Annotated in this window: 18 protein-coding genes; 16 read left to right on the top strand and 2 right to left on the bottom strand. The window is 71.0% G+C overall.

The features are described 5' to 3' along the window. The first annotated feature begins 7 nt into the window (after window positions 1-7). The 7 genes from kdpA to ACFZCY_RS35735 are packed head-to-tail and all read left to right on the top strand — an operon-like array spanning window position 8 to window position 9018. Window positions 8-1693 carry a potassium-transporting ATPase subunit KdpA gene (gene kdpA, locus ACFZCY_RS35765; protein WP_391183025.1) on the top strand — a complete coding sequence of 562 codons (1686 nt, stop codon included), beginning with the start codon at window positions 8-10 and terminating at the stop codon, window positions 1691-1693. After that, window positions 1690-3798, top strand: coding sequence for a potassium-transporting ATPase subunit KdpB (gene kdpB, locus ACFZCY_RS35760; protein WP_391183022.1), 2109 nt, complete (start codon window positions 1690-1692; stop codon window positions 3796-3798). Before kdpA ends, kdpB begins: the two co-directional genes overlap by 4 nt. A 9-nt stretch (window positions 3799-3807) precedes the next feature. Further along, window positions 3808-4461, top strand: a complete 654-nt coding sequence (gene kdpC / locus ACFZCY_RS35755; protein WP_391183020.1) for a potassium-transporting ATPase subunit KdpC — start codon at window positions 3808-3810, stop codon at window positions 4459-4461. 21 nt (window positions 4462-4482) lie between these two features. Next, a complete protein-coding gene (locus ACFZCY_RS35750; RefSeq protein WP_391183016.1) occupies window positions 4483-7062 on the top strand; it encodes an ATP-binding protein in 2580 nt (859 codons plus the stop codon). Next, window positions 7059-7742, top strand: coding sequence for a response regulator (locus tag ACFZCY_RS35745; RefSeq protein WP_391183013.1), 684 nt, complete (start codon window positions 7059-7061; stop codon window positions 7740-7742). The genes ACFZCY_RS35750 and ACFZCY_RS35745 overlap by 4 nt, the downstream gene beginning before the upstream one ends. 28 nt (window positions 7743-7770) lie before the next feature. Then, a complete protein-coding gene (locus tag ACFZCY_RS35740) occupies window positions 7771-8181 on the top strand; it encodes an OB-fold nucleic acid binding domain-containing protein (protein WP_361484755.1) in 411 nt (136 codons plus the stop codon). Window positions 8182-8184: 3 nt separating this feature from the next. Continuing rightward, the gene (locus ACFZCY_RS35735) at window positions 8185-9018 is read left to right on the top strand and encodes a DUF3159 domain-containing protein (RefSeq protein WP_391183009.1); all 834 of its coding nucleotides are present in this window, start codon (window positions 8185-8187) and stop codon (window positions 9016-9018) included. A gap of 90 nt (window positions 9019-9108) precedes the next feature. Here ACFZCY_RS35735 and ACFZCY_RS35730 read toward each other — a convergent pair whose 3' ends face one another. Both ACFZCY_RS35730 and ACFZCY_RS35725 read right to left on the bottom strand, forming a co-directional pair. Next, window positions 9109-9786, bottom strand: a complete 678-nt coding sequence (locus ACFZCY_RS35730) for an NAD-binding protein (protein WP_391183006.1) — start codon at window positions 9784-9786, stop codon at window positions 9109-9111. Window positions 9787-9874: 88 nt separating this feature from the next. Then, a complete protein-coding gene (locus tag ACFZCY_RS35725; protein WP_055549736.1) occupies window positions 9875-10543 on the bottom strand; it encodes a TrkA family potassium uptake protein in 669 nt (222 codons plus the stop codon). A gap of 483 nt (window positions 10544-11026) precedes the next feature. On the opposite strand from ACFZCY_RS35725, the gene ACFZCY_RS35720 reads away from it, so the two are divergent. The 9 genes from ACFZCY_RS35720 (at window position 11027) to ACFZCY_RS35680 (ending at window position 21929) form a co-directional block, all read left to right on the top strand. After that, the gene (locus tag ACFZCY_RS35720) at window positions 11027-12496 is read left to right on the top strand and encodes an ATP-binding protein (protein ID WP_391183003.1); all 1470 of its coding nucleotides are present in this window, start codon (window positions 11027-11029) and stop codon (window positions 12494-12496) included. Beyond that, window positions 12493-12921 carry a roadblock/LC7 domain-containing protein gene (locus ACFZCY_RS35715; RefSeq protein ID WP_361484745.1) on the top strand — a complete coding sequence of 143 codons (429 nt, stop codon included), beginning with the start codon at window positions 12493-12495 and terminating at the stop codon, window positions 12919-12921. Before ACFZCY_RS35720 ends, ACFZCY_RS35715 begins: the two co-directional genes overlap by 4 nt. Beyond that, window positions 12918-13274: a DUF742 domain-containing protein gene (locus tag ACFZCY_RS35710; protein WP_055549730.1), complete on the top strand. Its 357-nt coding sequence runs from the start codon at window positions 12918-12920 to the stop codon at window positions 13272-13274. The genes ACFZCY_RS35715 and ACFZCY_RS35710 overlap by 4 nt, the downstream gene beginning before the upstream one ends. After that, window positions 13252-13866 (top strand): ATP/GTP-binding protein, encoded by a 615-nt coding sequence (locus ACFZCY_RS35705; protein ID WP_391182999.1) that lies wholly within the window; start codon window positions 13252-13254, stop codon window positions 13864-13866. Before ACFZCY_RS35710 ends, ACFZCY_RS35705 begins: the two co-directional genes overlap by 23 nt. Continuing rightward, window positions 13863-15329: a cytochrome P450 gene (locus tag ACFZCY_RS35700; RefSeq protein WP_391182995.1), complete on the top strand. Its 1467-nt coding sequence runs from the start codon at window positions 13863-13865 to the stop codon at window positions 15327-15329. Before ACFZCY_RS35705 ends, ACFZCY_RS35700 begins: the two co-directional genes overlap by 4 nt. Beyond that, window positions 15311-16429 (top strand): cytochrome P450, encoded by a 1119-nt coding sequence (locus tag ACFZCY_RS35695; RefSeq protein WP_391182992.1) that lies wholly within the window; start codon window positions 15311-15313, stop codon window positions 16427-16429. Before ACFZCY_RS35700 ends, ACFZCY_RS35695 begins: the two co-directional genes overlap by 19 nt. A gap of 88 nt (window positions 16430-16517) precedes the next feature. Beyond that, on the top strand, window positions 16518-18599 hold the full coding sequence (locus tag ACFZCY_RS35690; RefSeq protein WP_391182990.1) for an amino acid permease: 2082 nt from the start codon (window positions 16518-16520) through the stop codon (window positions 18597-18599). Between the two features lie 118 nt (window positions 18600-18717). After that, window positions 18718-20061 carry a TRAM domain-containing protein gene (locus ACFZCY_RS35685; RefSeq protein ID WP_391182987.1) on the top strand — a complete coding sequence of 448 codons (1344 nt, stop codon included), beginning with the start codon at window positions 18718-18720 and terminating at the stop codon, window positions 20059-20061. A gap of 377 nt (window positions 20062-20438) precedes the next feature. Then, the gene (locus tag ACFZCY_RS35680; RefSeq protein ID WP_391183241.1) at window positions 20439-21929 is read left to right on the top strand and encodes an ATP-binding protein; all 1491 of its coding nucleotides are present in this window, start codon (window positions 20439-20441) and stop codon (window positions 21927-21929) included. The last annotated feature ends 343 nt before the right edge of the window (window positions 21930-22272 follow it).

The raw sequence follows: 22272 nt of genomic DNA, 5'->3' as shown, positions 1-22272 counted from the left end.
GGGCGTCATGAGTTCCGAACTCGCCGCGGTGCTCCAGCTCGCCGCGCTCATCGGGGCGCTCGCCCTGGTGTACCGGCCGCTCGGCGACTACATGGCGGCCGTCTACCGCTCCGGGAAGCATCTGCGCGCCGAGCGGTGGATCTACCGCTGCGTCGGCGCCGATCCGGACACCCGGATGCGCTGGCCCGCGTATCTGCGCGGAGTGCTCGCCTTCTCCGGCGTCAGCGTCCTCTTCCTGTACCTGCTGCAGCGCCTCCAGGGCGCCCTGCCGCTGTCTCTCGGCTTCTCCTCGATCAGCCCGGCGCAGGCGTTCAACACCGCCGCGTCCTTCGTCTCCAACACCAACTGGCAGTCCTACGCGGGCGAGCAGTCCATGGGCCATGTGGTGCAGACGGCCGGGCTCGCTGTGCAGAACTTCCTGTCCTCCGCCGTCGGCATCGCGGTGGCCATCGCGCTCGTCCGGGGCTTCGCCCGCTCCCGCACCGGTGAGCTGGGCAACTTCTGGGCCGATCTGGTGCGTACGATCGTCCGCGTCCTGATCCCGATGGCGGTGATCGCCGCGGTCGTACTGGTGGCGTGCGGCGCGATCCAGAACTTCGCGGGCATCCACGAGGTCGGGCAGCTCACCGGCGGCACCCGGCAGATGAACGGCGGGGCGGTCGCCTCGCAGGAGGCCATCAAGGAGATCGGCACCAACGGCGGCGGCTTCTTCAACGCCAACTCCGCCTACCCCTTCGAGAATCCGAACGCCTTCACCAACCTCTTCGAGATCTTCCTGATCCTGGTCATCCCGTTCGCGCTGACCCGCACCTTCGGCGTGCTCGTCGGGAACGTCCGGCAGGGGTACGCGATCCTCGCCGCCATGGGGCTGATCTGGCTCGGTTTCACGGCGCTGATGATGTGGAGCGAGGTCCACCACGGTGGCCCGGCGCTCCAGGCCGCGGGCGGCGCGATGGAGGGCAAGGAGCAGCGGTTCGGCGTCGGCGCGTCCTCGATCTTCGCGACGAGTACGACGCTCACCTCCACCGGCGCGGTGGACGCGATGCACTCCTCCCTGACCGGCTTCGGCGGCGGCATCGCGCTGCTGGGCATGATGCTCGGCGAGATCGCCCCCGGAGGGGTGGGCTCCGGCCTGTACGGCATGCTCGTCATGGCCGTGATCGCGGTCTTCATCGCGGGGCTCATGGTCGGCCGTACGCCCGAGTACCTGGGCAAGAAGATCGGCTCCCGCGAGATCAAGCTCGCCGCCTGCTACATCCTGGTCACCCCGGCGCTGGCGCTCTCCTTCACCGCCCTGTCCGTGGTGCTGTCCACCCCGCCGCACTCGATCCTCAACACCGCGGGGAACGCGGCGGGCCACAGCGGGGCGCACGGCTTCTCCGAGGTGCTGTACGCCTTCACCTCCGGCGCCAACAACAACGGCTCCGCCTTCGCGGGTCTGAACGCCAACACCGACTGGTACAACACCACGCTCGGCCTGACGATGCTGCTCGGCCGCTTCCTGCCGATGGTCTTCATCCTGGCCCTGGCCGGTTCGCTCGCCGAGCAGAAGCCCGTCCCCGAGACGGCGGGCACCCTGCGCACCGAGAAGCCGCTCTTCGCGGGGCTGCTGGTCGGCGCCGTCCTGATCATCACCGGTCTCACCTACTTCCCGGCCCTGGCCCTTGGCCCGATGGCGGAGGGACTCTCATGAGCACGACCACACCCGTACGCCCCGCCCCCGGCGGCGAGCGCCCGCACCAGCACGACGCGGGCGGCGGCCGGGTCTCCGGTGGCCTCTTCGACCCCCACCGGCTCCTCACCTCGCTGCCGGACGCCCTCCGGAAGCTCGACCCGCGCGTGATGGCGAAGTCCCCGGTGATGTTCGTCGTGGAGATCGGCTCGGTGCTCACCACCGTGCTGGCCGCGCTGAACCCGGGCGACTGGTTCGGCTGGGCGATCACGGTCTGGCTCTGGCTGACCGTGCTCTTCGCCAATCTCGCCGAGGCCGTCGCCGAGGGCCGGGGCAAGGCCCAGGCCGACACTCTGCGCAAGGCCAAGACCGACACCGAGGCCCGGCGGCTCGCGGACGCCGGCGAGGAGCGGGTACCCGGCACCGCGCTGTGCGTCGGCGACCTCGTGGTCTGCGAAGCGGGCGAGGTGATCCCGGGCGACGGCGATGTCGTCGAGGGCGTGGCGTCCGTCGACGAGTCGGCCATCACCGGGGAGTCGGCGCCGGTCATCCGTGAGTCCGGCGGCGACCGGTCCGCGGTCACCGGCGGCACCAAGGTGCTCTCCGACCGCATCGTCATCAAGATCACGACGAAGCCCGGCGAGACCTTCATCGACCGGATGATCAAGCTGGTCGAGGGCGCGGCCCGGCAGAAGACCCCCAACGAGATCGCGCTCAACATCCTGCTCGCCTCGCTCACCATCGTCTTCCTGCTCGCCGTCGTCACCCTCCAGCCGTTCGCGATCCACGCGGGCGCCGAGCAGACGATGGTCGTGCTCACCGCGCTGCTGGTCTGCCTCATCCCCACCACCATCGGCGCCCTGCTCTCCGCCATCGGCATCGCGGGCATGGACCGGCTGGTGCAGCGCAACGTCCTCGCCATGTCCGGCCGCGCGGTCGAGGCGGCGGGCGACGTCTCCACGCTGCTACTGGACAAGACCGGCACGATCACGCTCGGCAACCGGCAGGCCGCCGAGTTCGTCCCCCTCGGCGGGGCCACCGAGGAGGAGCTGGCGGACGCTGCCCAGCTGTCCTCGCTCGCCGACGAGACGCCCGAGGGCCGCTCGATCGTCGTCCTCGCCAAGGAGGCGTACGGCCTGCGGGCCCGCCACGAGGGCGAACTGGGCCACGCCGCATTCGTCCCCTTCACCGCCCAGACCCGGATGTCCGGCGTCGACATGGACGGCACCAGGGTCCGCAAGGGCGCGGCCGCCGCGGTCACCGGCTGGGTCGCCGAGCGCGGCGGACGGGTCACGGACGACGCCCAGGAGAAAGCCGACGCGATCTCGGCGGCGGGCGGCACCCCGCTGCTGGTGGCCGTCGAGGACGCCCGGGGCGCGCGCGTCCTCGGCGTGATCCACCTCAAGGACGTCGTCAAGGAGGGCATGCGGGAGCGGTTCGAGGAGCTGCGCCGGATGGGCATCAAGACCGTGATGATCACGGGCGACAACCCGCTGACCGCCCGGGCCATCGCCGAGGAGGCGGGGGTGGACGACTTCCTGGCGGAGGCCACGCCCGAGGACAAGATGGCGCTGATCAAGCGCGAGCAGGCGGGCGGCAAGCTGGTGGCGATGACCGGCGACGGCACGAACGACGCCCCGGCGCTCGCCCAGGCCGACGTCGGCGTGGCCATGAACACCGGCACCTCGGCCGCCAAGGAGGCCGGGAACATGGTCGACCTGGACTCCAACCCGACCAAGCTCATCGAGATCGTGGAGATCGGCAAACAGCTGCTGATCACCCGCGGCGCGCTGACCACCTTCTCGATCGCCAACGACGTGGCGAAGTACTTCGCGATCATCCCGGCGATGTTCGCGGGCGTGGCGGGCTACACGGGGCTGGACGCGCTCAACATCATGCATCTGGCCTCGGCCCAGTCCGCGATCCTGTCGGCCGTCATCTTCAACGCGCTGATCATCGTCGCGCTGGTGCCGCTCGCCCTCAGGGGCGTGCGCTACCGCCCCATGAGCGCCGACCGGATGCTCCGCCGCAACCTCGCCCTCTACGGCCTGGGCGGGCTCATCGCCCCGTTCCTCGGCATCAAACTCATCGACCTGCTCATCTCCCTCATACCGGGCATCGGGTGACCTCACGCCATGACACTCCTGAACGGAACAGCACGCTCCACCGCCCGGCTGGCGGGCGCCGCACTGCGCGCCCTGCTCGCCCTGACGGTGCTCTGCGGGGTGCTCTATCCGCTCGCCGTCACCGGGATCGCGCAAGCCGCCTTCCCGCACCGGGCGAACGGCTCCGAGGTCCGGGCGGACGGCAGGACCGCGGGCTCCGCGCTCATCGGCCAGACGTACACCCTGGACCGGAAGGACAAGGCCGGCAACCCGCTGCCGGACCCGAAGTACTTCCAGCCCCGCCCCTCGGCGGCGGGCCCCAACACCGTCAACACCCAGTACAAGATCACCGTCTCGGGCGGGTCCAATCTCGCCGCCGACAGCACGGTGCTGCTCCAGCAGATCAAGGAGCGCCGCGCCCAGATCGCCGCCTTCAACGGGGTCCCGCCCGGCGCCGTACCCCCGGACGCGGTCACCGCCTCCGCCTCCGGCGTCGACCCGGACATCTCGCCCGCGTACGCCGCGCTCCAGGTCACGCGCGTGGCCCGGGCGGGCGGCCTGCCCCGCGCCGAGGTCGCACGGCTGGTCCAGGCCCACACCGAGGGCCGCGCCCTCGGCTTCCTCGGCGAGCCGCGGGTGAACGTGCTGGAGCTGAACATCGCGCTCCACCAGCTGGAAAAATGAGCGAACGGGGAAAATAGGGGCATGGGACGCGGCAAGCTACGGATCTACCTCGGCGCGGCGCCGGGCGTCGGCAAGACCTACGCGATGCTGTCCGAGGGGCACCGGCGGGCCGAGCGGGGCACGGACCTCGTGGTCGGCTTCGTGGAGCACCACGGGCGCCGCCGCACCGAGGTGATGATGGCCGGCCTGGAGGAGGTGCCGCGCCGGGAGCTGGAGTACCGGGGCGGCACGTTCACCGAGATGGACGTGGACGCGGTGCTCGCCCGCCGCCCCGAGGTCGCGCTCGTCGACGAACTGGCCCACACCAACGTCCCCGGCTCCCGCAACGCCAAGCGCTGGCAGGACGTCGAGGAGCTGCTGAAGGCCGGGATCGACGTCGTCTCCACCGTCAACATCCAGCACCTGGAGTCGCTGGGGGACGTCGTCGAGTCGATAACGGGCGTACGGCAGCGGGAGACCGTGCCCGACGAGGTGGTGCGCCGCGCCGACCAGATCGAGCTGGTCGACATGTCGCCCCAGGCGCTGCGCCGCCGCATGGCGCACGGCAACATCTACGCGCCCGACAAGGTCGACGCCGCGCTGTCCAACTACTTCCGGCCCGGGAACCTCACCGCGCTGCGCGAGCTGGCCCTGCTGTGGACCGCCGACCGGGTCGACGAATACCTCCAGCAGTACCGCGACGAGCACAGCATCCGCTCCACCTGGCAGGCGCGCGAGCGCATCGTCGTCGGGCTCACCGGCGGCCCCGAGGGGCGCACGCTCATCCGGCGCGCCTCCCGGATGGCGGCCAAGGGCTCCGGCAGCGAGATCCTGGCCGTCTACATCGCCCGCAGCGACGGCCTCACCTCGGCCTCCCCGAAGGAGCTGGCGGTCCAGCGCACCCTGGTCGAGGACCTGGGCGGCACCTTCCACCACGTCATCGGGGAGGACATCCCGGGCGCGCTGCTGGAGTTCGCGCGCGGCGTCAACGCCACCCAGATCGTGCTCGGCTCCAGCCGCCGCAAGGCGTGGCAGTACGTCTTCGGGCCGGGGGTGGGCGCGACCGTCGCCCGTGACTCCGGGCCCGACCTCGACGTGCACATCGTCACCCACGAAGAGGTCGCCAAGGGGCGCGGACTGCCCGTCGCGCGCGGGGCCCGGCTCGGCCGCGCCCGGTTGATCGCGGGCTGGCTGGTGGGGATCGCAGGGCCGGCCCTGCTCACCCTGGGGCTCACCGGCACGGGCGCCACGCTCACCGCGGACGCCGGCCCCGGCTTCGCCAACGAGGTGCTGCTGTTCCTCTTCCTCAACGTGCTGGCGGCCCTGCTGGGCGGAATGCTGCCCGCCCTCGCCTCGGCGGCCGTCGGATCGCTGCTGCTCAACTACTACTTCACCCCGCCCACCCACACCTGGACCATCGCCGACCCCGAGAACATCGTCGCCATATTGATCTTCGTGGCGGTGGCGGTCAGCGTCGCCTCCGTCGTCGACCTGGCCGCGCGCCGTACCCACCAGGCCGCGCGGTTGCGCGCCGAGTCCGAGGTGCTGTCCTTCCTCGCGGGCAGCGTGCTGCGCGGGGAGACCAGCCTGGAGGCGCTGCTGGAGCGGGTCCGCGAGACGTTCGGCATGGACACGGTGGCCCTGCTGGAGCGGGAGGGCGATGTCGCGCCCTGGACGTGCGCGGGCAGCGTCGGCGGCACCGCGGGCGTACCGCCGCCGGAGCGGCCCGAGGACGCGGACGTGGACATGCCGGTCGGCGACCATATGGCGCTCGCGCTGTCCGGCCGGGTGCTGCCCGCCGAGGACCGCCGGGTGCTGGCCGCCTTCGCCGCCCAGGCCGCCGTCGTGCTGGACCGGCAGCGGCTGGTGGGGGAGGCGGAGCGGGCCCGCGAGCTGGCCGAGGGCAATCGCATCCGCACGGCCCTGCTCGCCGCCGTCAGCCACGATCTGCGCACCCCGCTCGCGGCCATCAAGGCGGCCGTGTCGTCCCTGCGCGCGGACGACGTGGCCTGGTCGGCGCAGGACGAGGCCGAGCTGCTGGCGGGCATCGAGGACGGCGCCGACCGCCTCGACCACCTGGTCGGCAACCTGCTCGACATGTCCCGGCTGCAGACCGGCACCGTCGCCCCCCTCATCCGGGAGATCGACCTGGACGAGGTGGTGCCGATGGCGCTCGTCGGCGTGCCCGAGAGCGGCGTCACTCTGGAGATCCCCGAGGATCTGCCGATGGTCGCGGTCGACCCGGGGCTGCTGGAGCGCAGCGTCGCCAACATCGTCGAGAACGCGGTGAAGTACAGCCCGCGGGACCGGCCCGTGCTGGTCTCCGCCAGCGCCCTCGGCGAGCGGGTCGAGCTGCGCGTCGCCGACCGGGGCCCCGGTGTGCCGGACGCCGCGAAGGACCGTATCTTCGAACCCTTCCAGCGCTACGGGGACGCCCCGCGCGGCTCCGGGGTCGGCCTCGGACTCGCCGTCGCCCGCGGCTTCGTGGAGGCGATGGGCGGTCAGCTGGCCGCAGAGGACACCCCGGGGGGCGGGATGACCATGGTGCTGACTCTGCGGGCCGCCCCCGGCCGCCCGGGACACGACCCACACGGCACAACGGAAAGGCAGGCCGTCAGATGAACCGGGTGCTCGTGGTGGACGACGAGCCGCAGATCGTACGCGCCCTCGTGATCAACCTGAAGGCGCGCAAGTACGAGGTCGACTCCGCCGGGGACGGCGCGACCGCCCTGAAGCTCGCCGCCGCCCGCCACCCCGACGTGGTCGTGCTCGACCTGGGCCTGCCCGATATGGACGGAGTGGAAGTGATCAAGGGGCTGCGGGGCTGGACCCGCGTCCCGATCCTGGTCCTCTCGGCCCGCCAGACCTCCGACGAGAAGGTCGAGGCCCTGGACGCCGGGGCGGATGACTACGTCACCAAGCCCTTCGGCATGGACGAGCTGCTGGCCCGGCTGCGCGCCGCCGTGCGGCGCGCCGAGCCGTCCGGGCCGTCGGACGCGGCCGTGATCGTCGAGACCGAGGGGTTCAGCGTCGACCTGGCCGCCAAGAAGGCGCACCGGGACGGCCGCGACGTGCGGCTGACGCCCACCGAATGGCATCTGCTGGAGGTGCTGGTGCGCAACGAGGGCCGCCTGGTCAGCCAGAAGCAGCTGCTCCAGGAGGTCTGGGGGCCGTCGTACGGCACCGAGACCAACTACCTGCGTGTCTACATGGCGCAGTTGCGCCGCAAGCTGGAGAACGACCCCGCGCATCCGCGGCACTTCATCACCGAGCCCGGGATGGGGTACCGCTTCGAGCGGTGAGGCGGGGGCTCACCGGTACGCTGACGGTATGAGTTCCGTACCCCAGCCCCCCGGGAAGCGTGACAAGCCGGTCGGCCGCTTCCGGCGGATGATCGACCGGCTGTCCAGCTCCCAGGAGGAGCTGCACTCCGCCGAGCTGCAGCAGGACGCAGAGAACGCGGGCTGCACGAAGATCGGCGACTGTGGCGACCGCCAGATCGTCAAGGTGACGGGTACACTGCGCACGGTCACGCTGCGGCCGCGGGCCGGAGTGCCCGCGCTGGAGGCAGAGCTGTTCGACGGCACTGCCGCCCTCGACGTCGTGTGGCTGGGCCGCCGCTCCATCATCGGCATAGAACCGGGCCGCAAGCTGATCGCCACCGGCCGGATCTCCATGAGCCACGGGCGCCGGGTGCTGTTCAATCCGAAGTACGAACTCCGACCGCTCGGACAGGAGTAGCCGGTGACGTCTGACGACAAGACGACCCCGACCGATCACCAGGACGCCGCCGACGCGCAGAGCAGGGCGGCGGCGGACACCGCGCTCCTGGAGGCGTTCGGCGGGGTGCGGGGCATGGTGGACACCACCGTCCCCGGGCTGGTGTTCGTCCTGCTGTACACCATCAAGCGCGACATCCACCTGGCCGCGATCGCCGCGCTCGGACTGACCGTGCTGCTGGCGCTGACCCGGCTGGCGCGCAAGGAGACGCTGAAGCACGCCTTCAGCGGGGTCTTCGGGGTCGCGTTCGGCGCGATCTTCGCGATGATGTCCGGCGACGCCAAGAACTTCTACCTGCCGGGCATGCTCTACACGCTCGGCCTGGCGATCGCGTACGTCCTCTCGGCGATCTTCCGCTATCCGCTGATCGGGGTGCTGCTCGGGCCGATGCTCAAGGAGAACCTCTCCTGGCGCACCCGCAACCCCGGCCGGTTCCGCGCCTACACCCGGTCCACCTGGGCGTGGGGGCTGATCCTGCTCGCCAAGTCGGCGATCCTCTTCCCGCTCTACTGGTGGGGGGACGTCACCCAGCTCGGCTGGGTGAAGGTGGCGCTCGGCATTCCGCCGTTCCTGCTGTGCGTCTATCTGACGTGGATCTTCCTCGCCAAGGCCCCGCCGCCGATCGACGTCATCGCCGAGATGGAGGCCGAGGAGAAGGCGGAGCGGGAGCGCGAGCGCGCGAAGCGGGAGGCCGAGCGGGCCGACCGGATCGTCGACCCGCTGCTGACGGAGTGGACCGACGGGATCGTGAACGAGGCCCGCACCGAGTCGGCCGACCGGCAGCCGCCCCGGCACTGACCCCGCGGAACCGACCATGCGGAAGGCCCCGGGCTCCCACACGGGAACCCGGGGCCTTCCTGCGGCCTTCCTGCGGTCTTTTTACGAGGCCTAGCCCGCCGCGTCCTGGCGCTGGACCGACAGCAGCGCCTCCAGCTGCTCCTCGCGCGCCTGGGCCGCGACGAACAGCAGCTCGTCGCCCGCCTCCAGGACGTCGTCCTTGTTCGGGGTCAGCACCCGGGTGCCCCGGATGATCGTGACCAGCGTGGTGTCCTCCGGCCACTCCACGTCGCCGACCCGGGTGCCGACCAGAGCCGCGTCCGGCGGCAGCGTCAGCTCCACCAGGTTCGCGTCGCCGTGGCTGAAACGCAGCAGCCGCACCAGATCGCCGACGCTCACCGCCTCCTCGACCAGCGCCGACATCAGCCGTGGCGTGGAGACGGCGACATCAACGCCCCACGCCTCGTTGAACAGCCACTCGTTCTTCGGGTTGTTGACCCGGGCGACCACCCGCGGCACCGCGTACTCGGTCTTCGCCAGCAGGGACACGACCAGGTTGACCTTGTCGTCCCCGGTGGCCGCGATGACCACGTTGCAGCGCTGCAGCGCCGCCTCGTCCAGCGAGGTGATCTCGCACGCATCGGCCAGCAGCCATTCGGCCTGCGGCACCCGCTCCACCGAGATGGCGGTCGGCGCCTTGTCGATGAGGAGGACCTCGTGCCCGTTCTCCAGCAGCTCGCCCGCGATGGAGCGCCCCACGGCGCCCGCTCCGGCAATGGCAACCCTCATCGTGTCTCCTCGTTCGCTTCTCCGCCCGCACGGCGCAGAAGTGCGGCTTTCGCCGTAAGGTGCGGCCCGGCGGCCGTGCGTGCGCCGCTCACCGAGCACCCTCCTCAGGTCCCTCGTCGAAGGCCGCCTCGACCTTCTCGACCTCATCGGTGCGCATCATCACATGCACCAGGTCGCCTTCCTGGAGCACCGTCTGCGAGGTGGGCAGCATCGCCTCGCCGAGCCGGGTCAGGAACGCGACCCGCACCCCGGTCTCCTCCTGAAGCTTGCTGACCTTGTGCCCCACCCACGCGGGGGAGGTGTGCACCTCGGCGAGCTGCACCCCGCCGCTCGGATCCCGCCACAGCGGCTCGGCGCCGGACGGCAGCAGCCGCCGCAGCATCTGGTCCGCGGTCCACCGCACGGTGGCCACGGTCGGGATGCCCAGGCGCTGGTAGACCTCGGCGCGGCGCGGGTCGTAGATCCGGGCCGCGACGTTCTCCACGCCGAACATCTCGCGGGCCACCCGGGCAGCGATGATGTTGGAGTTGTCGCCGCTGCTGACCGCCGCGAAGGCCCCGGCCTCCTCGATGCCCGCCTCACGGAGCGTGTCCTGGTCGAATCCGACGCCCGTCACCCGGCGGCCGCCGAAGCCCGCGCCGAGGCGGCGGAAGGCGGTGGGGTCCTGGTCGACGACCGCGACCGTGTGTCCCTGCTGCTCCAGGGTCTGGGCGAGCGCCGCGCCCACCCGGCCACAGCCCATGATCACGATATGCATGCGTCTTACCCCGCACTCCTGATGACCGTGCTGACCTGCACAAACACCCTGCTCACATCTTCCTTCCAGGACCTACGGGGTGACAGCGGGGCAAGAGGCCCCGATGCCGGTGCCGCACGGCGACGGAGGTCGTCCGCCACGGCGTCTGTTCCCACCGTATCCATACCCATGGGGCGATTCCCTGCCCGAGTGCACCCGGCCGGGAGGAAACGCGGCGCGCGGGCGGTCCGGCGGCTACCGTGAGAGGGCGGGCGCCGATGGCCGCGGCAGGGGGAGTGCTCCCTCATCTTTGCCCGATATCCAGGACCTTCACTGAACTCTTACGGGAATTGGCAATAGGGTCCGGGGAGTTCGAACTTTGTTACGGCCGTCGGACACTTGGTCACGGCGCGGCTAAGATGATCGCCGTATTCCGTTCCCGGACGGGACATCAGGGCACTGAATCGTTCCCTCCACGCCCGCGTTCTCTGCACGAGGTTCCTGATGACAGATCACATACCGGAGGCGGTGACCTGGTGCCTGGTCGGCGTCCTCCTTGTCGTTCTGGTGCTTCTGATGCGCCAGCGGCGGATCACCGCCGGAGTGCGCAGGCGTAACGCCACGCTCGAGGACAACCTGCGCTCCCGCGACGAGGAAGTGCGGCATCTGGTCGACGTCCGGCTCCCGGCGATCGCGGACGTGCTGAGCCAGCCCGCCCCGCTGCCCGGGCTGCGGGACGAGAAGCTGGCCGGGACCGCCTACGCGCAGAGCCTGCACGCGGTCATGGAGCACTTCGCGCGCGCGGTGGACAAGGCGCAGTCGCGGGCCGACGCTTCCGCCAAGGCCGCGCTCAAGGCGTCGATGCGCGCCCTCCAGGGCCTCGCCAATGAACAGCAGGTGGCGATCTCGGAGATGCAGGACCGGCACGACAACCCCGACGTGCTGCGCGACCTGCTGGAGATCGACCACGCCAACGCGCAGTTCGGCCGCCGCGCCCAGGCCATCGCCGTGCTGTGCGGCTCCTGGCCCGGCCGTCAGCGCACCGCCTCCCCGATGACCGATGTGGTCCGGGGCGCCAAGTCGCGCATCCGCGACTACCGGCGGGTTCAGGTGCACGCCCTGATCGACATCGGTGTGGCGAGCCGCGCGGTGGAGCCCGTGGTGCTCGCGGTCGCCGAGCTGCTGGACAACGCCGCCCGGCACTCCCAGCCCAACACCAACGTCGAGGTCAGCCTGCAGCCGGTGCACAACGGCGCCTGCATCGTGATCGACGATGCCGGGGTCGGCATGGACGGCCTGGAGGTCCAGCGGGCCGCCGGGCTGCTGTCCGGCCAGCGCGCCGTGGACGTCTCGCGGCTGGGCGACCCGCCGCAGTTCGGCTTCGCCGTGGTGGGCCTGCTCGCCGCCCGGTACGGCTTCAGCGTCTCGGTGGACACCCGGTCCCCGTACGGCGGTGTGCGCGCCGTCCTGTTCCTCCCCAGCGCGCTGCTCACCCACATCGACGCGGAAGCGCCCGCCGCCGCACCCGCGGCCCAGGACGCGTACGAGGCCGAGGCCGCCGCCCCGCTGCGTACCCTCCCGTCCCGCGCGAACCGCCGCAGGGCCGCGGCCCAGGCCCCCGCCGAGGCCCAGGCGCCCGCCCCGGCCCCGGCAGCGGCTCCCGCCCCGGCGCCCTCCGCGGGGCCCGGACAGCCGCCCGCGGACGACGAGGCGACGCGCGTGTACGGGGAGACCGAGGGCGGCCTGCCCAAGCGCCGCCGCCGCAGGCCCACCGCCGCCCCACCGGTGGACGATTGGCCCACCGCGCCCGGACCGGGGTCCGGCGCCCCCGAAACCGACACGGGTCCGCACCGTGTCCGCTCGGCCGAAGAGACCGCCAAGCGCATGGGCGCGTTCGCGCGCGGTACGCGCTCCGGCCGTGGCGTCACACCGGATGCCGCCCCTCACACCGAAGAAGGGAATCGCCAGGCATGAACGACCACATGAACAACGAGCTGGGCTGGATGCTCGACGAGGTGGTCAAGATGCCGGAGGCACGGCACGCGATCCTGCTCTCCGCCGACGGGATGCTGCGGGCGCACTCCAAGGGCATCGCGCGCGACGAGGCCGAGCGCCAGGCCGCCGCGCTCTCCGGACTGCAGTCGATCAGCCGCAGCACCTCCGAGTTCTGCGACCGTGACGAGACGCCCTGGCAGCAGACGCTGGTCGAGTTCGTCGGCGGCTACGTCTTCCTGATCGCCGCCGGCCCCGGCGCGTACCTGGCCGTCTCGGCCACCGAGGACGTGGACATGGAGGCGGTCAGCTACCGGATGCAGAAGCTGGTCGACCGGCTGGGCAAGGAGCTGACCAGCCCGCCGCGGCAGGGCGCGGCCTGGCAGGGGATCGGCAGCCCCGCATGAGCCCGGGCAGGCGCGAACGAGGTTTGGTACGGCCGTATGTCGTGACCGACGGCCGTGCCTACCCGAGCCGCAACACCTTCGACCTGGTGACCCTGGTCATGGCCCACCCCGACCGGCCGCTCGCCGGTCTCAGCCCGGAGAAGCGGGCGGTCATGGAACTCTGCCTCGGCGGCGCGCTGTCGGTCGCCGAGGTCTCCGGCTATCTGGAGCTGCCGGTGAGCGTCACCAAGGTCCTGCTGGGCGATCTGGTCGACAGCGGCCACATCAGCACCCGTGCCCCCATCCCGCCCGCCGAACTCCCCGAGACCCAGCTGCTCCAGGAGGTGCTCGATGGACTCCGCGCTCGCCTCTGACCGGGGTGCGGTCTATCTGCCCCAGACCGTAAGGACCGCGGCCAAGCTGCTGGTCGTCGGACACTTCGCGGTCGGCAAGACGACCTTCGTGGGCTCACTGTCCGAAATCCGCCCGCTGCGCACCGAAGAGACGATGACTCAGGCCGGCGCGCTCATCGACGACCTCGCGGGCATCGAGGAGAAGACGACCACCACCGTCGCCATGGACTTCGGCCGGCTCACCCTCAGCGAGTCCCTGGTCCTGTACCTCTTCGGCGCGCCCGGGCAGCAGCGCTTCACCCGGATGTGGAAGGACATGACGCGCGGCGCGCTGGGCGCGCTGGTGCTCGCCGACACCCGGCGGCTGGAGCAGTCCTTCCAGGTGATGGCCGTCCTGGAGGAGCAGGCGCTGCCGTACGCCGTCGCCGTCAACCACTTCGAGGGGGCGCCCCGCTTCGCCGAGACGGAGGTCCGGGAGGCGCTCGATCTGCTGCCGGAGACCCCACTGGTCACCTGTGACGCCAGGGACCGGATCTCCTCCACCCACGCGCTGATCGCCCTCGTCCAGTATCTGCAGACCCGCCACACCCGTAGCGCTCAGGAGAATGTGTGACCGACCGTATCGCCGCCGCCGGACCCGTTCCACCACCGGTCTGCCCCGTGCGCACGGGTGCCACCGGAGTCGTGGGCAGCCGCGGCACGGTGCCGATGTACGGGCCCGACTTCGCCGCCGACCCGCACGCCGCCTATGAGCGGATGCGCACCGTCCACGGGCCGATCGCGCCGGTGGAGCTGTCGCCCGGGGTCTACGGCTCGCTCGTCACCAGCTATCAGCTCGGGCTCGAGGTCCTGCGCGACACCGAGCGGTTCGCCAAGGACCCGCGCGGCTGGCGGGCGGTGCACGACGGAACCGTCCAGCAGGACAGCCCCGTCGCCCCCATGATGATGTACCGGCCGAACGCCCTGTTCTGCGACGGCGAGGCGCACGCCCGGCTGCGCGGGGCGATCACCGACAGCCTGGACCGGGTGGACCCGCACGCGCTCAGCGAGTACGTCGAGCGCAGCGCGGAGACCCTGATCGACGCCTTCGCGTCCCGGGGCGAGGCCGATCTGCTCATCGAGTACGCGTCGGTGCTCCCGCTGCTCGTCTTCAACCAGCTCTTCGGCGCGCTCGCCGCGGACGGCCCGAAGCTGGTCGAGACCATGATGAAGCTCTTCGACAGCGGCGAGGAAGCCGCCCAGGCCAACGAGGACCTGCTCCGCTGGATCTCGGGCCTGGTCGCGAGCAAGCGCCAGCAGCCCTCGGCCGACGTCACCTCCTGGCTGATCGCGCACCCCTCGCAGCTGGCCGACGACGAGCTGATGCAGCAGATCATCCTGATGATGGCGGCCGGCACCGACCCCCAGCAGAACCTGATCGCCAACGCGCTGCGCCTGCTGCTGTCGGACGACCGCTTCGCCGGTGAGCTGTCCGGCGGCAGCATGCCCGTGGAGGACGCCATCGACGAGGTCCTGTGGAACGACCCGCCGATGGCCAACTACGGCACCCGATTCCCCCGCTACGACTGCGATGTCGCGGGCGTACGGCTGCGCAAGGGCGAGCCGGTGCTCGTCAGCTACGCCGCCGCCAACCACGAGGCGGCCATCGCCTCCGACCGGCGATCCGGCAACCGGGCCCACCTGGCGTGGAGCGCCGGTGCCCATCGCTGCCCCGCGGAGCGGCCCGCCCGCGTGATCGCCACCGTCGCCATCGAGCGACTCCTCGACCGTCTCCCGGACATGGAGCTGGCCGTCCCCGTCGAACAGCTGACGTGGCGGACCGGGCCCTTCCACCGCGCCCTGGCGTCCCTGCCGGTGCGCTTCCCCGCCCAATTGGCGACTCAAGCCGAACCGTTCGCAGCGTCCGCACCCGAGTCAGCCCGATTCGACGAGAACCCTGGAGACACCCCATGGAAACCCGTCCCATCGTCCTCGATCCCACCGGCCGAGACATCGCCGGAGAGGCAGCCCGAGTCGCCGCAGGCGGTGAAGCGACGCTTGTTGAGCTTCCTCACGGCGTGGTGGCGTGGGCAATAAGCACCCAGAGCACACTCAAACGGCTGCTGACCGACCCCCGCGTCTCCAAGGACCCCCGCCAGCACTGGCCGGCGTGGATCAACGGTGAGATCTCCCAGGAGTGGCCGCTGATCACCTGGGTCGCCGTGGAGAACATGTTCACCTCCTACGGCACCGACCACCGGCGGCTGCGCACCCTGATCTCCAAGGCGTTCACCGCGCGGCGCACCGCCGCCCTGCGGCCGCGCATCGAGGAGATGTGCACCGACCTCCTGGACGCGCTGGCCGCCACCGAGCCGGGCGAGGTGGTCGACCTGCGCGACGCGTACGCGTACCCGGTGCCCATCCAGGTGATCTCCGAGCTGTTCGGGATGGACGACGAGCACCTGGTGGCGCGGATGCGCCGGGTCGTCGACAGCATCTTCCACACCTCCGCCACCCCGGAGGAGGTCACCGCCACCTACACCGAGCTGTACTCCGTCCTCGGCGAACTGGTGGCCACCAAGCGCGAGAACCCGGGCGACGACCTGACCAGCGGGCTGCTCGCGGTGCGGGGGGAGGGGAACGACGCCAAGCTCAGCGAGAAGGAGCTGACCGACACCCTCGCCCTGTTCCTCTCGGCCGGTCACGAGACCACGGTCAACCTGCTGGACAACGCCATCCACGCGCTGCTCACCCGGCCCGAGCAGCTCGAACACGTCCGGGCGGGGCGGGCCACCTGGGAGGACGTGATCGAGGAGACGCTGCGGCACTCCGCCCCGGTCGCCAACCTGCCGCTGCGCTACGCCGTCGAGGACATCGAGCTGGACAGCGGAGTGGTGCTGCGCAAGGGCGACGCGATCGTCGCCGCCTACGCGGCCGCCGGGCGTGACCCGGAGGTGCACGGCGAGGACGCGGACCGTTTCGACGTGACGCGGAACCTCAAGAACCACCTCGCTTTCGGCCACGGCGTCCATCTGTGCGTCGGCGCGCCGCTGGCCCGGCTGGAGGCCATGATCGCGCTCCCGGCACTGTTCGAGCGCTTCCCTCGACTCTCACTCGCGTCCGGGCAGGACGCGCTGGAGCCGGTGGAATCGTTCATTTCCAACGGCCACCGCACCCTGCCGGTCCGGTTGTCCTGACCGCCGTGGCGGCCGCCCCGCCGCCCGCCCGCCCCCGTGGGGGCGGGCGGGTGGGCGGGCGCCCCGCCCACCCTTTACGATCCTCTGCGTGTCCAAACTGACCGACCTCCCGAAACGGATCCTGATCGGGCGGGCGCTGCGCAGCGACAAGTTGGGAGAAACCCTTCTCCCCAAGCGCATCGCGCTCCCCGTCTTCGCCTCCGACCCCCTGTCCTCCGTCGCGTACGCGCCCGGGCAGGTGATGATCGTCCTTTCCGTGGCGGGTGCGTCGGCCTACCACTACTCTCCGTGGATCACGATCGCGATCATCGTGCTCATGTTCACGGTGGTCGCCTCGTACCGCCAGAACGTGCACGCGTATCCCAGCGGAGGCGGTGACTACGAGGTCGCCACCACCAACCTCGGCCCCAAGGCGGGCCTCACGGTCGCCAGCGCCCTGCTGGTCGACTACGTGCTGACGGTGGCCGTGTCGATCTCCTCCGGTGTGGAGAACCTCGGCTCCGCCGTCCCCTTCATCGTCGAGCACAAGACGCTCGTCGCGGTCGCGATCATCCTGCTGCTGACCTTGATGAACCTGCGCGGGGTCCGCGAATCGGGCAAGCTCTTCGCGATCCCCACGTACGTCTTCGTCGGCGGCGTCTTCGTGATGATCCTCTGGGGCGCCTACCGCGCGCTCGTCCTCGGCGACGACATGAAGGCCCCCACCGCCGGTTTCGAGGTCCACGCCGAGCAGACCGGGCTGGCCGGTTTCGCGCTGGTCTTCCTGCTGCTGCGCGCCTTCTCCGACGGCTGCGCCGCGCTCACCGGCGTCGAGGCCATCAGCAACGGGGTGCCCGCCTTCCGCAAGCCCAAGAGCCGGAACGCGGCGACGACGCTGGCGCTGATGGGCGGGCTCGCCGTCGCCATGTTCGTCGGCATCATCACCCTCGCCCTGGTCACCAACGTCAAGATGGCCGAGGACCCGGCCAACGACCTGTTCAAGAACGGCGTCGCGCTCGGCTCCGGATACACCCAGAACCCGGTGATCTCGCAGGTCGCGGCCGCCGTCTTCGGCGACGGCTCGTTCCTGTTCGTGGTGCTCGCCGCGGCCACCGCGCTGGTCCTGTTCCTGGCCGCCAACACCGCGTACAACGGCTTCCCGCTGCTCGGCTCGATCCTCGCCCAGGACCGCTACCTGCCGCGCCAGCTGCACACCCGCGGCGACCGGCTCGCCTTCTCCAACGGCATCGTGCTGCTCGCCTCCGCGGCCGCCGTCCTCGTCTACCTCTACGGCGCGGACTCGACCCGGCTGATCCAGCTCTACATCGTCGGCGTCTTCGTTTCCTTCACCCTCAGCCAGACCGGCATGGTGCGGCACTGGAACCGCCACCTGGCCACCGAGCGCGACCCGGCCACCCGCCGCCGCATGATCCGCGCCCGCGCGATCAACACCTTCGGCGCCTTCTTCACCGGGCTGGTCCTGGTCGTCGTGCTGCTCACCAAGTTCACCCACGGCGCCTGGGTGGCGCTGCTCGGCATGGCCGTCTTCTACATCACCATGAGCGCGATCCGGCGCCACTACGACGGCGTCTCCGAGGAGCTGGCGGCGGCCGACGAGCAGCAGGACGAGGAGGAGGTCCGCCCCTCCCGGGTGCACTCCATCGTCCTCGTCTCCAAGATCCACAAGCCGACGCTGCGCGCCCTGGCCTACGCCAAGCTGATGCGCTCCCACCGGCTGGAGGCGCTGAGCATCAACGTCGACCCCGCCGAGACCAAGGCGCTCCAGACCGAGTGGAGCGAGCGCGGCATAGACGTCCCGCTGAAGATCCTCGACTCGCCGTACCGCGAGATCACCCGGCCGGTCATCGACTACGTCAAGAGTCTGCGCCGGGAGAGTCCGCGCGATGTGGTCTCCGTCTACATCCCCGAGTACGTGGTCGGCCGCTGGTACGAGCACCTGCTGCACAACCAGAGCGCGCTGCGGCTCAAGGGCCGGCTGCTGTTCACCCCCGGCGTGATGGTGACCTCCGTCCCCTGGCAGCTGGACTCCTCGGAGCTGGCCCGCAAGCGCGCCCGCAAGCGCGCCGAGTGGAACGCTCCGGGCGCGGTGCGGCGCGGCCCCGTGGCGCCGCCGCGGCCGAAGGGCGAGCGCAAGGCCGAGAAGGCGGCCGTCCGGACGCCGGGGCGGTAGCCGCCGCCCCTTTGTGGGGGCCGGGGGTGCGGGGACGTAGACTGGTGGGCTGCTGTCGCCCCGCCCGGGCCGCTGTGTCCCATCCGCACCCTCACCCCCTTACGGAGCCGAACCCGCCATGCAAAGTGAACCCAAGGCGTCGCTGGTCGGCGAGGAGTACGAGGTCGAGGTCGGCCCGGTGGCGCACGGCGGCCACTGCATCGCCCGGACCGCCGAGGGCCAGGTACTGTTCGTACGCCACACCCTGCCCGGCGAGCGGGTCGTCGCCAGGGTCACCGAGGGCGAGGAGGGCGCGCGCTTCCTGCGCGCCGACGCGGTCCGGATTCTCGACGCCGCCAAGGACCGGGTCGAGGCGCCCTGCCCGTTCTCCGGCCCCGGCCGGTGCGGCGGCTGCGACTGGCAGCACGTTGCCCCCGGCGCCCAGCGCAGGCTCAAGGCCGAGGTGATCACCGAGCAGCTCCAGCGGCTGGCCGGACTCACCCCCGAGGACGCCCGCTGGGACGGCACCGTCGAACCCGCCCCCGGCGACAAGGTGTCCCGCGGCGAGGTCCCGGCCTGGCGCACCCGGCTGCAGTACGCGGTGGACGCACAGGGCCGCCCGGGGCTGCGCCGCCACCGCTCGCACGAGGTCGAGCCCGTCGACCACTGCCTGATCGCCGCGCCCGGGGTCACCGAACTCGGCATCGAGAAGCGGGAATGGCCGCAGATCGAAACCATCGAGGCCATCGCCGCCACCGGCTCCTCCGACCGTCAGGTCGTCCTCACTCCCCGCCCCGGCGGCCGGCTGCCCATCGTCGAACTCGACCGCCCGGTCTCCGTCCTGCGCATCGGCGAGTCCCGCGGCCGCGAGCGGCACCGCCTCGTCCACCGCGTCCACGGCCGCCCTTTCGTCCGCGAACGCGCCGCGGACCGCACCTGGCGGGTCGGCGAGGGCGGCTTCTGGCAGGTCCACCCCAAGGCCGCGGACCTGCTGGTCGAGGCCGTCATGCAGGGCCTGATGCCGCGCAAGGGCGACACCGCGCTGGACCTCTACTGCGGCGTCGGCCTCTTCGCGGGCGCCCTCGGCGAGCGGGTCGGCGAGCGCGGCGCGGTGCTGGGCATCGAGTCGAGCAAGCGCGCGGCCGACGACGCCCGGCACAACCTCCAGGACCTGGACCGCGTCCGCATCGAGCACGGCAAGGTCGAGCAGGTGCTGCCCCGCACCGGCATCACCGAGGCCGACCTGATCGTCCTCGACCCGCCCCGCTCCGGCGCGGGCAAGGACACGGTCGCCCACCTCGCGACCCTGGGCGCCCGCCGCATCGCCTACGTGGCCTGCGACCCGGCGGCCCTGGCCCGCGACCTCGCCTACTTCCGCGAAGCGGGCTACGTCCCGCGCCGCCTGCGCGCGTTCGACCTGTTCCCGGTGACGCACCACGTGGAGTGCGTGGCGATCCTCGAACCGGCCGCGAAGGGCTCCTGACCTGCGGTTTCCTGTTCAGGGGCGTTTCTCGACCTGTTTCACCGTGTCCAACAGGTCGAGCTCCTCGCTACGGGCTCACCTGCGGTTTTTGTGTGGAGTGACGGGTGGGGCGGCAGGACGGGTGCTTGGCTTTCGGCGCTTTTGACGCTCGTATGACGCTCACGCTCTTCCGGTGAGGCCGGCTGAGGGGGAGTTCGCGATGCCTGTCATCGCCTTGTCTGGAACCCGCTGACGCGGCGCTGTTGCGATCCCCCCCGGGCAATTGTTGAACTCGGTAGTCCCGATGTTGAGCAAGTGGGGCTAGGCAAATCCTGTCGAGGTAGAGTTAGACAACACGTATTGGATCAGGGCGAGGGAGGGCACCCGTGGCCGAGAGCATGCTTGCCAAGCCCGACGACGTGGTCGACCGTGATCGTGAGTGGGATCTGCTCACCGAGTTCGTCACCGACCCGGATCCTGCGATGCGCCTCGGGATCGTGTCGGGGCGCAGGCGGCACGGGAAGTCCTATCTCCTGCAGGCGCTGTCCGAGCGTGTCGGTGGTCTGTACGTCACGGCGGTGCGGGAAGAGGGGCGGCTGCCGGCGATCCAGCGGTTCAGTGACGCGATCGCGGCCCATGCCGGATTGCGGCCCGGGACCCTGAAGTTGGCCGATTGGCGGGAGGTTCTGTCCAATGCCCTCGATGTGACGGCTCGTTCGAACACGCCGCTGCTGGTGGTCGACGAGTTGCCGTATCTCCTCCAGCACTCTCCCGAGATCCCGGGCCTGCTCCAGCAGCTCTACGACGAGCGTCAGCGCGGCACTGGTTCAGGTCCCGGGCCTCGGGTAATCCTGTGCGGCTCCGCGATGAGCGTCATGCACGAACTGTTGTCGGGGACGAAGCCGTTGCGCGGCCGCGCCGTGATCGATCTGCGGCTGGGTGCCTTCGACTACCGAGCCGCGCGTGACTTCTGGCAGATCGAGGACCCGCTGACGGCATTGAAGGTCCACGCCGTCCTTGGTGGGGCTCCCGGGTACCGGCCGGTGGCCGCTCGCCCGCACCCGAACGACGGCTTCGTCTCCTGGCTGGCCCGGACGCTCCTGGACCCCGGCCGGGCGGTCTACTCGCGCACGGAGACGGAGTATCTGCTGCGCGAGGATCCGCGGATCACCCAGCACACCCTGTACTACGACATCCTCACCGCGATGGCCCACGGCGCCTCCACTCCCACCAAAATCGGCGCGGCGCTGGAGCGCCAGCGCAACGCCGTTACCCACCCGATCGAGGTCCTGGAATCCACCGGCTACATCCAGCGCGAGCAGGACATCCTGCGCCCTCGCCACCCCGTCATCACCCTGGCCGACCCCGTCATCCGTTTCAACCAGCTCATCACACTGCCACAGGCGGCCACCGTCGAGCAGGGCTTCGCCGAACAGGCATGGCAGGCCGCTGAACCGACCTTCAACTCCAAGATCCTCGGCCCGCACTTCGAGGACCTCGCCCGCACCTTCACTCGCCGATACGCCCACACCCTGCTCCCGGGCGGTCTGCCCGGCCCGGTGGGTACCACTGAGGTCGCCGACCCGGCGGCCCGCACCAGGCACGAGGTCGACGTCATCGCCCTGACCCTGGGCGAGCGCCCGCAAGCTCCCCGAGCCAGGATCGCCCTCATCGGCGAGGCCAAGGCCACCGCCGCCCGCCGTGGCACCGGCGACCTGCAACGCCTGGAGCACATCCGTGGCCTGCTCGCCGACCAGGGCTACGACACCACGGGCACCACCCTGGCTCTCTTCTCCCTGCATGGCTTCTACCCGGACCTGATCGAGTCCGCAGCCCGCCGCGACGATCTACTCCTGGTCGACCTGCCGGGCCTGTACGGGATCGGTTGACCTCAACTTGCATACCCGATGGAGCGGTGGCACTTTGAGAAGTAGCTGTCGTTCCGTCAGCCCGAAGTCGAACTGCCAGGGGGCTGTCCTGGCGAGTGGGCGCCGATCGAGGCCCGCACGGCCGCAGGCCATGTTGACGCTCTTCTGGCTGCCCGTCAGTCCTGTGGCGTCCGGACGAAGAGGGCACGCCCCGTTTCGGCGTCGGCAGCCATGTGAGGCGGTCGGTGGCCGTTCCGTGCATTCGCGGGCCACGAAGCGCGAGTACATGCGCTTGTGCCCGCTGCGGCCACTGCCGGGCCGCGATCCCTTTCTCCGCGGAGTCCGGGCGGTGTGGGCCCTCCCA

Source organism: Streptomyces sp. NPDC007983, from assembly GCF_042958345.1.
Taxonomy (GTDB): Bacteria; Actinomycetota; Actinomycetes; order Streptomycetales; family Streptomycetaceae; genus Streptomyces.
This window is presented reverse-complemented; position numbering and strand designations above follow the sequence as displayed.